Origin of the sequence: Streptomyces subrutilus, from assembly GCF_001746425.1 — a bacterium.
GTDB lineage: Bacteria > Actinomycetota > Actinomycetes > Streptomycetales > Streptomycetaceae > Streptomyces > Streptomyces subrutilus_A.
Window position 1 is genome coordinate 2467250 of record NZ_MEHK01000001.1, and the last position, 11626, is coordinate 2478875.

General features: G+C 74.1%; 11 protein-coding genes. 6 read left to right on the top strand and 5 right to left on the bottom strand.

Annotated features, from left to right (window positions below; genetic code table 11):
- Nucleotides 1–5 precede the first annotated feature (5 nt).
- From BGK67_RS12150 to BGK67_RS12160, 3 genes are all read right to left on the bottom strand, one after another.
- Nucleotides 6–2183, bottom strand: coding sequence for an acyl-CoA dehydrogenase family protein (locus BGK67_RS12150; RefSeq protein WP_069920107.1), 2178 nt, complete (start codon nucleotides 2181–2183; stop codon nucleotides 6–8).
- Between the two features lie 515 nt (nucleotides 2184–2698).
- A complete protein-coding gene (locus BGK67_RS12155) occupies nucleotides 2699–2965 on the bottom strand; it encodes a DUF397 domain-containing protein (protein ID WP_069920108.1) in 267 nt (88 codons plus the stop codon).
- Nucleotides 2925–3773, bottom strand: a complete 849-nt coding sequence (locus tag BGK67_RS12160) for a helix-turn-helix domain-containing protein (RefSeq protein WP_069920109.1) — start codon at nucleotides 3771–3773, stop codon at nucleotides 2925–2927. Before BGK67_RS12160 ends, BGK67_RS12155 begins: the two co-directional genes overlap by 41 nt.
- 84 nt (nucleotides 3774–3857) lie before the next feature.
- Here BGK67_RS12160 and BGK67_RS12165 point away from each other — a divergent pair, with 84 nt between their 5' ends.
- The 6 genes from BGK67_RS12165 to BGK67_RS12190 all read left to right on the top strand — a co-directional run bounded on the left by BGK67_RS12165 (nucleotide 3858) and on the right by BGK67_RS12190 (nucleotide 10494).
- The gene (locus BGK67_RS12165) at nucleotides 3858–4292 is read left to right on the top strand and encodes an ATP-binding protein (RefSeq protein ID WP_069920110.1); all 435 of its coding nucleotides are present in this window, start codon (nucleotides 3858–3860) and stop codon (nucleotides 4290–4292) included.
- Between the two features lie 53 nt (nucleotides 4293–4345).
- Entirely contained in the window at nucleotides 4346–5800 is a 1455-nt protein-coding gene (locus BGK67_RS12170; RefSeq protein WP_069920111.1) for an FG-GAP and VCBS repeat-containing protein, read from the top strand.
- A 95-nt stretch (nucleotides 5801–5895) separates the two neighbouring features.
- Nucleotides 5896–6525, top strand: a complete 630-nt coding sequence (locus BGK67_RS12175; RefSeq protein WP_069920112.1) for a class I SAM-dependent methyltransferase — start codon at nucleotides 5896–5898, stop codon at nucleotides 6523–6525.
- Nucleotides 6526–7463: 938 nt separating this feature from the next.
- On the top strand, nucleotides 7464–8399 hold the full coding sequence (locus BGK67_RS12180; RefSeq protein ID WP_069920113.1) for an N-acetylmuramoyl-L-alanine amidase: 936 nt from the start codon (nucleotides 7464–7466) through the stop codon (nucleotides 8397–8399).
- A 152-nt stretch (nucleotides 8400–8551) separates the two neighbouring features.
- Nucleotides 8552–9367 (top strand): hypothetical protein, encoded by an 816-nt coding sequence (locus tag BGK67_RS12185; RefSeq protein WP_069920114.1) that lies wholly within the window; start codon nucleotides 8552–8554, stop codon nucleotides 9365–9367.
- 113 nt (nucleotides 9368–9480) lie between these two features.
- On the top strand, nucleotides 9481–10494 hold the full coding sequence (locus tag BGK67_RS12190; RefSeq protein ID WP_069920115.1) for an LLM class F420-dependent oxidoreductase: 1014 nt from the start codon (nucleotides 9481–9483) through the stop codon (nucleotides 10492–10494).
- Between the two features lie 24 nt (nucleotides 10495–10518).
- On the opposite strand, the gene BGK67_RS12195 is transcribed toward BGK67_RS12190, so the two are convergent.
- Both BGK67_RS12195 and BGK67_RS12200 read right to left on the bottom strand, forming a co-directional pair.
- Nucleotides 10519–10917, bottom strand: coding sequence for a hypothetical protein (locus tag BGK67_RS12195; protein ID WP_069920116.1), 399 nt, complete (start codon nucleotides 10915–10917; stop codon nucleotides 10519–10521).
- Nucleotides 10918–10958: 41 nt separating this feature from the next.
- Nucleotides 10959–11609, bottom strand: coding sequence for a hypothetical protein (locus tag BGK67_RS12200; RefSeq protein ID WP_069920117.1), 651 nt, complete (start codon nucleotides 11607–11609; stop codon nucleotides 10959–10961).
- Nucleotides 11610–11626: the final 17 nt, after the last annotated feature.

The window sequence follows — 11626 nt, forward strand, 5'->3', positions numbered from 1 at the left end:
AACTCCTAGTCCCTGGGGAGGCCGAGAATCCGCTCGGCGACGACGTTGAGCTGGACCTGCGTGGTGCCCCCGGCGATGGTCAGGCAGCGGGACATGAGCATCCCGTGCACCGCCCGCTCCCCCGCCCCCTCCCGCACCGCGCCCGCCGGGCCGAGCAGTTCGAGCGCGAGCTCGGCGGTCCGCTGCTGGTGCGGGGTCTGCACGAGTTTGCGTACGGAGGCGCCCGCGCCCGGCTCCAGCCCCGACACCTGCTGGAGGGTGGTGCGCAGCCCGATGCAGGCCAGCGCGTGCGCCTCCGCGGCCAGCGCCCCGATCCGGGCCCGGTGGGCGCCGTCGAGTTCGCCGGAGCGGGCGAGCAGCGCCTCAAGGCTGGAGGTGCCTCCCGGGTCGCCAGGTCCGGCGGGAGTGTCGAAGGTCATCTGGTCCGCCATGTGGACCCGCTCGTTGCCGAGGGTGTTGCGGGCGACCTTCCACCCGCCGTCGGCTGCCCCGACCAGCGCGTCCGCCGGGAGCACCGCGTCGTCGAAGTACACCTCGTTGAAGAGGGCCTCGCCCGTGATCTCCTTCAGCGGCCGGATGTCGATGCCGGGCGTGTGCTTCATGTCGACGACGAAGTAGCCGAGCCCCTTGTGCTTGGGCGCGGCCGGATCCGTGCGGGCCAGCAGGATCCCGAAGTCGGCGCGGTGCGCGGAACTCGTCCACACCTTCTGCCCGTTGACCCTCCAGGAGCCGTCCTCGGCGCGGTCGGCCCGCGTCCGCAGCGAGGCCAGGTCGGAGCCCGCCCCCGGCTCGGAGAAGAGCTGGCACCAGGTGACGTCCCCGCGCAGCGTCGGCAGGACGTAGGCCTCGCGCTGCGCGTCCGTCCCGTAGGCGAGCAGCGAGGGCACGACCCAGGTGGCGATGCCGAGGTCGGCGACCTTGACCCCGGCCGCGCGCAGCTCCTGCTGGATGACGAGCTGCTCGACGGGTCCGGCGCCCAGGCCGTACGGGGGCGGCAGGTAGGGGGCCGCGTAGCCGGTGGGGGCCAGGATCCGCCGGGCGGCCGCCGGGTCGAGCCCGCGCGCGTCCTCGATGGCGGCCCGCGCCCGCGCCCGGTGGGTCTCGGCTTCGCGCAGGCCCTCCTCCGGCAGGCGCAGCCGCAGCTCCCGCCGGGCGCCCGCCGCCGCGAGCCGCACGGCCCGTACGCGGTGGCCGTCGCCCGGGCCGAGGAGCTGGCGGGCGACCAGGGCCCGGCGCAGGAACACGTGGGCGTCGTGCTCCCAGGTGAACCCGATCCCGCCGAGCACCTGGATGCAGTCCTTGGCGCAGGAGTACGCGGCGTCCAGCGCGGTCCCGGCGGCCAGCGCCGCGACGAGCGAACGCACCTCCGCCGGCTCATCCATCGCCTGCGCCGCGTCCCAGGCCAGCGCCCTGGCCTGCTCCAGGCGGACCAGCATGTCGGCGCACAGGTGCTTGACGCCCTGGAACTGCCCGATGGGCCGGCCGAACTGCTCGCGCACCTTGGCGTATTCGACGGCCGTGTGCAGCGCCCAGGCGGCGGTGCCGCAGGCGTCGGCGGCGAACAGCGCGCAGGCCAGGTCCCGCACCAGGGCCGCGTCCAGTTCCAGCACCCTGCCCGGCGGGGCGGTGACCTCGCGCGCGTGCACCTCGGCGGTGGGCCGGGTCGGGTCGGCGCTCTCGTGCGTACGGATGTCCAGCGCGGCGGCGTCCACGGCGAACCAGCGGGTGCCGTGCGCGGCCTCGGCGGCGAGCAGCACGACGTCGGCCTCGCCGGCGCCGAGCACCGGCGGCGCGGCGCCGTCGAGCAGGTACCCGCCGCCCTCGACGGCGACGGCGGTCAGGCTCCCGGGCCCGAGGGCGACGGCCCCGACCCGGCCGTCGAGCGGCTCGGCCCCGGCCCGCTCCAGCAGGACGGAGGCCAGCGCGCTCGGCAGGTACGCCCCGGGCAGCGCCGCCCGGGCGGCCTCCTCGACGACGACCGCCAGGTCGAGGAGGGTCCCGCCCTCCAGGTGCGGCTCCAGCAGCCCCTGAGCGCCCATCGCGTCCCAGTAGGCGGGCCGCGACCCGGTCTGCGGCGGGGTGTCCAGGAGCTTGCGCACCTCCTCGGGCGGGACGGCCCGCGCCACCCATCCGCGCACCGCCTCGGCCAACTCCCGCTGTTCTTGCGTGATTCCGATGCCCATGCGCGGCAGACTAGAACACGTTCCAATCTGACGGAAGGTCAGATGAGAACGTGTTCTCGCGCGTCCGCGGTCCCTGGGCTCAGCGCGGTACGGCCGCCGGCGCGGCCCGGGCCACCTCCCTCGCCTCGCTCTCGCAGGTCTCGGCGGGGCGCCGGCAGGTTCGCGTCGCGCAGCTGCCGCACACAGGTCCGGCCGACTCCCGGCCCCGACGCGGTGCGCCCGCGACGTCTACGCCCCTGTCCAGGAGCAGCCGGTGGGCTCGCTGGGGTCGCCGACGCTCGCGCCGTCCTCCGCCGGGTTCCGCTCCGGGAGGGCAGCCGCCCGGCAGTACGGCGCCGCCAGGTACTCGCCGGGCTCGGCCGGAGCTGCGCGGAGTCCGGACCGGCGTCCACCACGGGCGCGGTGAACGCGCCCGCGACCTGACGCGAGGCCGCCGGCTCACGCCGAACCGGGCCCGTCCCGGCGGCCTCGGCCAGGTCGGGCGTATGTGCGCGGGGTCGGCCGACCCCGGACCCTCATGCGGACAGGGCCCCGACGAAGGCCTGGAAGGCGGCCGCCCCTACGGTGAAGACGGGGCCGGCGGGGGTCTTGGAGTCCCGTACCGCCACGAGGCCGGGTTGGGCGGAGACTCCCACGCAGTCTCCGCCAGCGCCTCCGCTGTACGAGGACTTCTGCCAGGCAGCGGCACCGAACGGGGCGCACTCGACGCAATCGCCGCCGGTGTCACCGCTGTACGAGGACTTACGCCAGCGCGCGCCCGTCAGGTGCTGGATGGTCTCCATAACGTTCCTCCATTACGCGGGCGATCCGTACCGCCGAGTCCTGCACGGAGAGCGCGGCGGCCTGCAGGTGATCGTAACGGAGCGAACCCTCCCTGAGGGCCTGCGGATTGGCCGTCATATGGCCCTGGACAAAGTCCTCGGTATAGACAAGATCCGGGTCGTCGTCGAAGCGCAGAAGGTTGAACGAACCCATCACCCCCGCATGTGCGCCCGCCTCGAAGGGCAGGATCTGCACCTGCACCCACTCCCTCCCCTGCAAAGCCAACAAGTGGTCGAGTTGCTTCCGCATCACCTCGCGTCCACCGATCTCCTGGTGCAGGACTGCCTCGCTCAGCACGACCCACATGAGTGGCGGGTTCTCGCGGTCGAGGATCCGCTGCCGCTCCATGCGTGCGGCTACCTTCGTGTCGAGGTCCCCTTCGGTCCGCACGCCCAACACAGCGCGCGCGTACTCCTCCGTCTGCAGCAACCCGTACACCAGCTGCGCCTGGAACGCCGAGATGTAGGCCGCTCGCGCCTCCATTTCAACGTACGCCTGGAACCACACCGGCAGCTGACTCCGCAACACCAGCCCCACCAGCCGCGAGAACACCCCGTCGGTGCCCAGCGCGGCGTCCACCCGTTCCGAGAAGTCCCGCGTCGGGACCTTCCTCGCCGTCTCGATCTGCCCGATCAGCGAGGCCGTGCAGAAGATGATGTCGCCCAGCTGACCCTGCCTGAGCCCCGCGTCCTCCCGCAGGCGGCGCAGTTCCGCGCCGTAGTAGTCCAGCGGCGAGGCGCTGGGGTCCAGATCACGGATGTTGACCACGAGGCGGTCACCCCCAAGTTCACACGGTGCGGCGTTCGTTTCAGCCCGTAGCCGAGCGTAACCACGACGTCTCATCCTGGTGACATGAATCACGCAACTGACGCCTCTCCGGCGGACATTGGCGGCAGCTACCGGATGGGCTTCACCGTCGGTGAGCACTCGGCCCGCCACATGCGGCGGATCCTGCGGAGCTTCCTGGACCGCTGGGAGCTCACCGGACTGGCCGACGACGCCGAGCTCGCGCTGACCGAACTGGTCGCCAACGTCGTCCGCCACGTGCCCGGCCGCCGGTGCACCGTGCTGATCCTGCGCCGGCCGGAAGGGCTGCGGGTCGAGGTGGCGGACGCGGACCCCCGCCCGCCGCACCCAGTACCCGGCGGCGAGGCCCTCGCCGAGGGCGGGCGGGGGCTGCTGCTGGTCGAGGCGGTCACCGACCGCTGGGGCACGCTACTGCGGGAGCCCGGCAAGACCGTGTGGTTCGAGTGCGACGCGAAACACCCTTGCCGCGTACAACCATGAGTCGGCGCGGCCGGTCTACCCAGCGATCTCCCTGCTGATCCGAAGGACCCTGCATGCGACCGAAGTTGCGCACCGCACTCGCCGCCCTCACCGTGGCCGCCGCCGTCGGCGGCGGCGGCCTGCTCCTGCCGGCGGGGACAGCGGCGGCCGCACCGGGGCCGGCCCCCGCCCCCGCGCCGGCGCCGAAGGCCGACTTCAACGGCGACGGGTTCACCGATGTCGTCGTGGGAACGCCGTACGCGCACGTCGGTGGGGTGAAGGGGGCGGGCCAGGCGGTCGTGCTCTACGGGTCCGCCACCGGGGTCACGGCGGCCAAGCGGCAGGTGCTCGCCCAGGGCGTGTCCGGCATACCCGACGCCCCGGAGGCGTACGACGGCTTCGGCGGCGTTTCGGCGGCCGGTGACTTCGACGGCGACGGCTTCTGCGACCTGGCCGTGACGGCGCACGGCGACAACGACCACACCGGCCTGCTCACCGTCGTCTGGGGCTCCAAGGCCGGGCTGAGCGGCGCGGTCACGCTGGACGATCCCGACCGGCTCGGGAGCCCCACCCTCCAGAACCGGCGCACGTGGGGGGCGAAGCTCGCCGTCGGCGACTTCGACGGGAACGGCAGGGACGAGCTCGTCGTGGCCGCCTCCACCAACGCGACCGCGGACAGCACGCTGTACACCTTCGGGAAGATCGCCAGGTCCGGCGCGCAGACCGCGCCCGCCAAGACCCAGCTGGGCTTCCGTCTCTCGCAGTACCACGAAGGCGTCGAGAGCGGGGACGTCAACGGCGACGGCCGCGACGACCTGGTGCTGGCCGGTGTCGTGTCGAGCCTGAACCACTACGTGCCCGGCAGCCCCGCCGGTCTCCTCCCCGACGCCGCGAAGGCGCTGGGGGCGGGCGACGAGCAGGCCGTCGGGGACATCAACGGCGACGGCTACGGCGACGTCGTCATCGGTGACAGGTCGGGGGGCAGGGGCGGCCGGATCCTCGTCGCGTACGGTTCGGCCGCCGGACCGTCCGCGGCCCCGGTCGTCATCGACCAGGACACGGCCGGAGTGCCGGGCGTGAGCGAGCAGGGCGACGGCTTCGGCGTGTCCGTCGCGTTCGGCGACGTCGACGGCGACGGCTACCAGGACCTGGCGGTCGGGTCCTACGGGGAGTCCCTCGACCCGGTCCCGGTCGCCGGAGGGGTGCACGTGTTCCGGGGGTCGCCGGCCGGGCTGGTCACGGGCACTGGCGTGCAGGCGGTCAACCGCACCTCGGCCGGGGTGCCGGGCGGTGCGCGGCGGGCCGAGCAGTTCGGCATCGAGGTCGCGCTGACGGACGCGAACGACGACGGCAGGGCGGACCTGGTCGTCGGCGCCTCCGACGCGGACGGGGTCCACAGCGGCTCGGTCACTTACCTGCCCTCCAACGGCGCGAAGGTCGGCGCTCCGGGCGCCCAGCTGATCCTGCCCGCCCAGGCCGGCCTGACCGCCACCCCCGGACTCGCCTTCGGCGCCCACTTCGCCCGCTGACGGTGCCCCGGCATCCACCAGTACTCGGCGGTAGGGCACCATGGGCCGCCACACCGGACCCACCCGCCCACCACCCACTCACCGCCGGAGGAACCATGCCCACCCCCAAGCCGGAGATCCTCGCCGCTTTCGAGGCGGCCAAGGGGTTCATGCCCGTACGGGAGGGGCTCGCCCTGTACGAGGCCGCGGTCGCGGCGGGGGCGCTGGGGCTGCCGCTGCTGGAGGTCGGCACGTACTGCGGGCGCTCGACGATCCTGCTGGCCGACGCGGCCCGCGAGGCCGGGGTCGCGGCGATCACCGTCGACCACCACCGGGGCAGCGAGGAGCAGCAGCCGGGCTGGGAGTACCACGACCCGACGGTCGTGGACCCGGAGGTCGGCCTGATGGACACGCTGCCGGCCTTCCGGCGCACGCTGCACCGGGCCGGTCTCGAGGACCACGTGATCGCGATCGTCGGCCGCTCCCCGCAGGTCGCGGCGGCCTGGGGCGGGCCGCTCGGCTTCGTCTTCATCGACGGCGGCCACACCGACGAGCACGCGACCGGCGACTACGAGGGCTGGACCCCGCACCTGGCCCAGGGCGGGACGCTCGTCATCCACGACGTGTTCCCGGACCCGGCCGACGGGGGCCAGGCCCCGTACCGCATCTACCTGCGCGCGCTGGCCTCGGGCGACTTCGAGGAGCTCTCGGCGACGGACTCCCTCCGCGTCCTACGCCGCCGTTAGCCCTCCCGGGCCGGGTCGGGGGGTAGGTCGGGGCCGCGCCGTTCGGGGAGCCCCGACCCCTTTCCCACTCGGGCCGGGGCGGGGCAGATCTGGACGGCAGGACCCGATCCCCCTGACCGGGTCGGGGGGTGGGGCGGCGCCGCTCCGGAGCGTCTCCTCGGCTCGCGCACCCAGCCCCGGCTGCGCACGTACGGCCCAGGTAGCGCGCTCGACCTGCGGGGACCCTCCTGCGCGTCCCCACCCCACGGCCGACTCCGGACGGGGGGCCCCGATCCCCCCACCTGACCAGGTCGGGGGTGGGGCGGCGCCGCTCCGGAGCGTCTCCTCGGCTCGCGCACCCAGCCCCGGCTGCGCAAGCACGACCCAGGTAGCGCGCTCGACCTGCGGGGACCCTCCTGCGCGTCCCCACCCCACGGCCGACTCCGGTTGTGGGGGCTTGGGCGCCTTGGACCGGTGGGGGAGCGGGGGCGTGCAGGGGCGTCCCCGCAGGACGAGCGCGCAACCGTGGCCCAGCGGCCGGGACAAGGCTTGGTGCGCGAGCCGAGGAGACGCCCCGGAGGGACCCCGCGCACAGCCCGGCAGACCGATCCCGCCCAGGGAGATAACCGGCGACAGGGCCCAGCGGGCCGACCCCGCCCGGCAGGACAACCCGGAACGGACCCCGCCGACCGATCCCGCCCAGGCGGAAAAACCCAGCCCCGCCGGCGATCGAGGCGAAGCGGAACCGGCCCCGCCGACCGATCCCGCCCAGGCGAAAAAACCCAGCCGCGCCGGCGATTGAGGCGAAGCGGAACCGGCCCCGCAGGCCGATCCCGCCCAGGCGGACGGGCCCCGCGGGCAAGGGTCTCGTGCCCCAGCCGGCCCAGGCGTATAAGCACACCACGCCCCCGAACGGCCCACTCCGGATCCCCCGCAGCCCCGCGGTCTAGCATCGCGGCGTGCGCAACGACGACAGCCCCCCACGCCCCGAAGCCACCGCCGCGTCGGCCGGGCCGGACCACCGGCCCTGGTTCACGCGCCGCCCCACCCTCGTCATCGCGGTCGCCGCGCTGGCGCCGACCGCCCTGGCCGGCTGGGTCCTGACCCAGGTGCTGACCGGAGCCGGGCCCGACGGCCGCGACGCGAAGCCGGCGGCCACGGCCACCCCCCCCCCCGCCACGCCTGCCGCGGCCCCGGCCCCGGCCCCCGCCCCCGCGAAGGGCCCCCTGTCCGGCCGGACCGTCGTCATCGACCCCGGCCACAACACCGGCAACTTCGACCACACCGACGAGATCGACCAGAAGGTCGACATCGGCACCAACCGCAAGGAATGCGACACCACCGGCACCACCACCGACTCCGGCTACATGGAGGCGGAGTTCACCCTCGACGTCTCCCAGCGCCTGCGGACCGCGCTGGAAGCGCACGGCGCCAAGGTGGTCCTCACGCACACGGCCGACCGCCCCTGGGGCCCCTGCATCGACGAGCGCGCCCGCATCGGCAACGAGGCCAAGGCCGATGCCGTCGTCTCCGTCCACGCCGACGGCGTCTCCTCGGGCAGCCGCGGCTTCCACCTCATCCTCCCCGCCAAGGTCAAGGGCGGCGCCGCCGACACCTCGGCCATCGTCGAGCCCTCCCGCCGGCTCGGCGAGCGCATCGCGTCCAACTTCGCCCGCACCACCGGTTCCTCCCCCGCCAACTACCTCGGCGGCGGCACCGGCTTGGTCGTCCGCGACGACCTCGGCGGGCTGAACCTGTCAACTCGGCCCAAGGTGTTCATCGAATGCGGCAACATGCGTGACGCCAAGGACGCGGCGCAACTGACGAGTCCGGACTGGCGGCAGAAGGCGGCCCAGGGCATCGCCGACGGCATCGTAGGCTTCCTCGGCGGGTAGTCCCCTCGGGAGTCCCGGATCGGGACTGCTCGCAGCCCCGATCCGCTCGGCCGCGGGACACTCCGTACCATGGTGCCGCCCGCCCCGCTCCAGTGCACGTTCTGCGACCGCGGCACCACGAGACGACCGAGACCGAGAAGGACACCTAAGACGTGAACATCCGCTCCCTCACTCGAGGCGACGGCGTGGTGATCGGAGCAGCGGTGCTGCTGTTCATCGCCTCGTTCCTCGATTTCTACTCCACCACCGGTGGCGACCTCCCGAGCGCGTGGGACACCGACTCCTACCGTCTGGTGCTCCCCAGTGTCTTCCTGATCGGCTTCATCGCCGCCGGCCTGCTGATCGCCGGCCGCTTCCAGCCCGAGACCCGCAAGGTGCTCGGCCTGCCGCTGGCGGCGTGGGGCACCGTGCTCGCCGTCTCGGCCGCCTGGTCCGCGCTGTGGGCGCTGATCACCTGCCCGAGCCAGATCGACCTCGGCGCGGGCTCGATCATCGCCTTCCTCGCCACCCTGGCCCTGGCCGGTGTCGCGCTCTTCGGCGCCAAGGTCCCTGCGCTCGCCGGGGCCCTGCTGCCGGAGCCGAGGCCCGCCGCCGTCCCGCCGTACGGCGGCCAGCCGCAGCCGGGCGCCGGATACGGCTACCCGGGCGGGCAGCAGCCGCAGCCCTACGGCTCCACCCCGCAGCCGGCCCCGCCGTACGGCGGCACCCCGACCCCGGCCCCGACGCCGACCCCGGCTCCGCAGGAGGCGGCCCCGGCTCCCGCCGCCGACTTCACGCCGTTCTGGTTCGCCGTCCCGGTGGCCCGCCCCCTCTTCGCCGAGGACGGCTCCCCCACCCCGATCGCCGAACTGGCCCCCGGCACTTGGTACCTGGCCGTCGAGCAGCGCGGCGCGTCCACCCTGATCGCCCAGACCCAGGACGGGCGCCGCGGCGTCCTGAACGACACCTCGGGCATCCAGCGCGGCTGAGTTCCCACCGCACCGGCGTTTTCGGCAACGGCCCCCCGCCCTTCCGGGCGGGGGGCCGTTGCCCTACAGTCACCTGACGCACCGTCAGGAACTGTAGCGCCGGAGGGGACCTCATGCGCCTCGGACTCGCACTCGGCTACTGGGGCCGCGGCCCCGCCCGCGACCACCTCGACCTCGCCACCGAGGCCGAGAACCTCGGCTACCACTCGGTGTGGACCGCCGAGGCCTGGGGCTCGGACGCCTTCACCCCGCTCACCTGGATCGCCGCTCACACCTCGCGGATCCGGCTCGGCACGGCCATCGCGCAGATGGCCGCCCGCTCCCCCACCGCCACCGCCATGCACGCCCTCACCCTGGACCACCTGTCGGGCGGCCGGATGATGCTGGGCCTGGGCCTGTCCGGCCCGCAGGTCGTCGAGGGCTGGTACGGGCGCCCCTTCCCCTCCAGCCCGCTCACCGCGACCCGCGAGTACGTCGACGTGATCCGGCAGGTGCTGCGCCGCGAGGGGCCCGTCGCCCTCGAGGGCCGCTTCCACCAGCACCCGTACCGCGGGGAGGACGGCACCGGCACCGGCAAGGCCCTGAAGCCCATCACCCACCCGCTCCGCGCGGACCTGCCGCTCCTGCTGGGCGCGGAGGGGCCCAAGAACATCGCCCAGACCACGCGGATCGCGGACGGCTGGCTCCCCCTGTACTGGTCACCGAGCCGCACCGACGTCTACCAGGCCTCGCTGACCGACCTCCCCGACGGGTTCATGATCGCCCCGATGGCCCGGGCCAAGGTCTGCGACGACGTCGCCGAGGGGCTGCTCCCCGTCAAGGCGATGCTCGGCTTCTACATCGGCGGCATGGGCCACGCGGCCCGCAACTTCCACGCCGACCTGATGGCGCGGATGGGGTACGAGGCCGAGGCCCGACGGATCCAGGAGCTGTTCCTCGCCGGCCGCAGGGAGGAGGCGGTGCTCGCCGTCCCGGACGCGTTCGCCGACGAGATCTCGCTGGTCGGCCCCCGCGAGCGGATCGCGGAGCGCCTGGAACTGTGGCGCAAGGGGCCGGTCACCGACCTGCTCCTGACCGCCCCGGACCCGCACACCCTGCGCGTCCTGGCGGAGCTCGGCGGCCAGTAGGAGCCCTTGCCCTCGCGAACCTGTCTACGACTCCCCGGCGTCCCCGGTCCGCGACACCGCCGCCAGCAGCTCGCGCAGGTCCAGCGGCATGACGGCGATCTCCATCGTCCCGCCGTCGTCGTAGGCGCAAGCGACGATCCGCGAGCCGGGGTGGATGGACATGCCCTCCTTCACGGAAGGAGCCCGCACCCCGGTGGCCCGGCCGCCGGGCAGGAGTACGGGCTCGCCGCGCTGCGGGACCCAGCGGGGCGCGTCCTGGTCGGCGTAGACCCGGCCCGGCCGCCACCGGCCCTGGCCGGCGGGTCGGCGGGCCATGCAGGGGATGCCGGGCACGGGCCCGGCGGCCGTCCGCGCGAGGTGCTTGCGCCGCAGGAGCCAGCCGGCTCCCGCGGCGCCGAGGACGACCACCACGATCTCGATCACGCGACCATTGAAACAGGCCTCCGGGTCCTGGCCGCGCCGGGCTATCCGCCGAGCTGGGAGACGCTCGGCACCTGGTCGGTCACGGGGGCGCCCGCGCCCTTGCCGGCTTCCTTCACTCCGCTGATGACGTTGTCGAAGGCGTCGATGTCGGCGTCGCCGGCCTCGCCCTTGCGGAGCTTGCTGCCGAGGCCCTTGAGGGACTCGATGCCCGCCGTCAGCGGGACCATCGCCTTCGACAGCAGCGGGTCGCCCTTGGCGTTGTCGGCGGCCGCCTTCAGCCGGTTGTACGCGAAGGCGCCGGCGAGACCCGCCTTGACGAGGGCGAAGGTACGGCCCTTCGCGCCCTTCTTGAACTTGCCCGCCTTGTACGGCTTGACGATCCACTGGTAAGTCGCCCCGGCCGCGAGCCCGGCGTTGGCGACGAAGCGCGTCTTGGCGAACTTCTGCTTCTCGGCGGTGGTGCTCGGCGAGGGCGTCGGGGCGGCCTTGTCGGCCTCGGCGGCGGCCGGCAGCGCCGCCGCGAGCGCGGCCAGCTCGTCGGCCTGCGCCACCGAGACTACGTCCTGAGCCTGGGATCCGCTGCTGCCGCCGCTTCCGCTGCCACAGGCGGTTCCGCCGGCCAGCAGCGCGGTGGACAGGAGCACCGCCGTGAACACGCGGCGGATGCGGACGGTGGTACGGCGTACGGCCACGGTTTCCTCCGGGGATG

What these genes read in the sequence shown, in the direction of transcription:
- BGK67_RS12150 (WP_069920107.1), bottom strand. Translation starts at nt 2,183, where the DNA reads ATGGGCATCGGAATCACGCAAGAACAGCGGGAGTTGGCCGAGGCGGTG.
- BGK67_RS12155 (WP_069920108.1), bottom strand. Translation starts at nt 2,965, where the DNA reads ATGGAGACCATCCAGCACCTGACGGGCGCGCGCTGGCGTAAGTCCTCG.
- BGK67_RS12165 (WP_069920110.1), top strand. Translation starts at nt 3,858, where the DNA reads ATGAATCACGCAACTGACGCCTCTCCGGCGGACATTGGCGGCAGCTAC.
- BGK67_RS12170 (WP_069920111.1), top strand. Translation starts at nt 4,346, where the DNA reads ATGCGACCGAAGTTGCGCACCGCACTCGCCGCCCTCACCGTGGCCGCC.
- BGK67_RS12175 (WP_069920112.1), top strand. Translation starts at nt 5,896, where the DNA reads ATGCCCACCCCCAAGCCGGAGATCCTCGCCGCTTTCGAGGCGGCCAAG.
- BGK67_RS12190 (WP_069920115.1), top strand. Translation starts at nt 9,481, where the DNA reads ATGCGCCTCGGACTCGCACTCGGCTACTGGGGCCGCGGCCCCGCCCGC.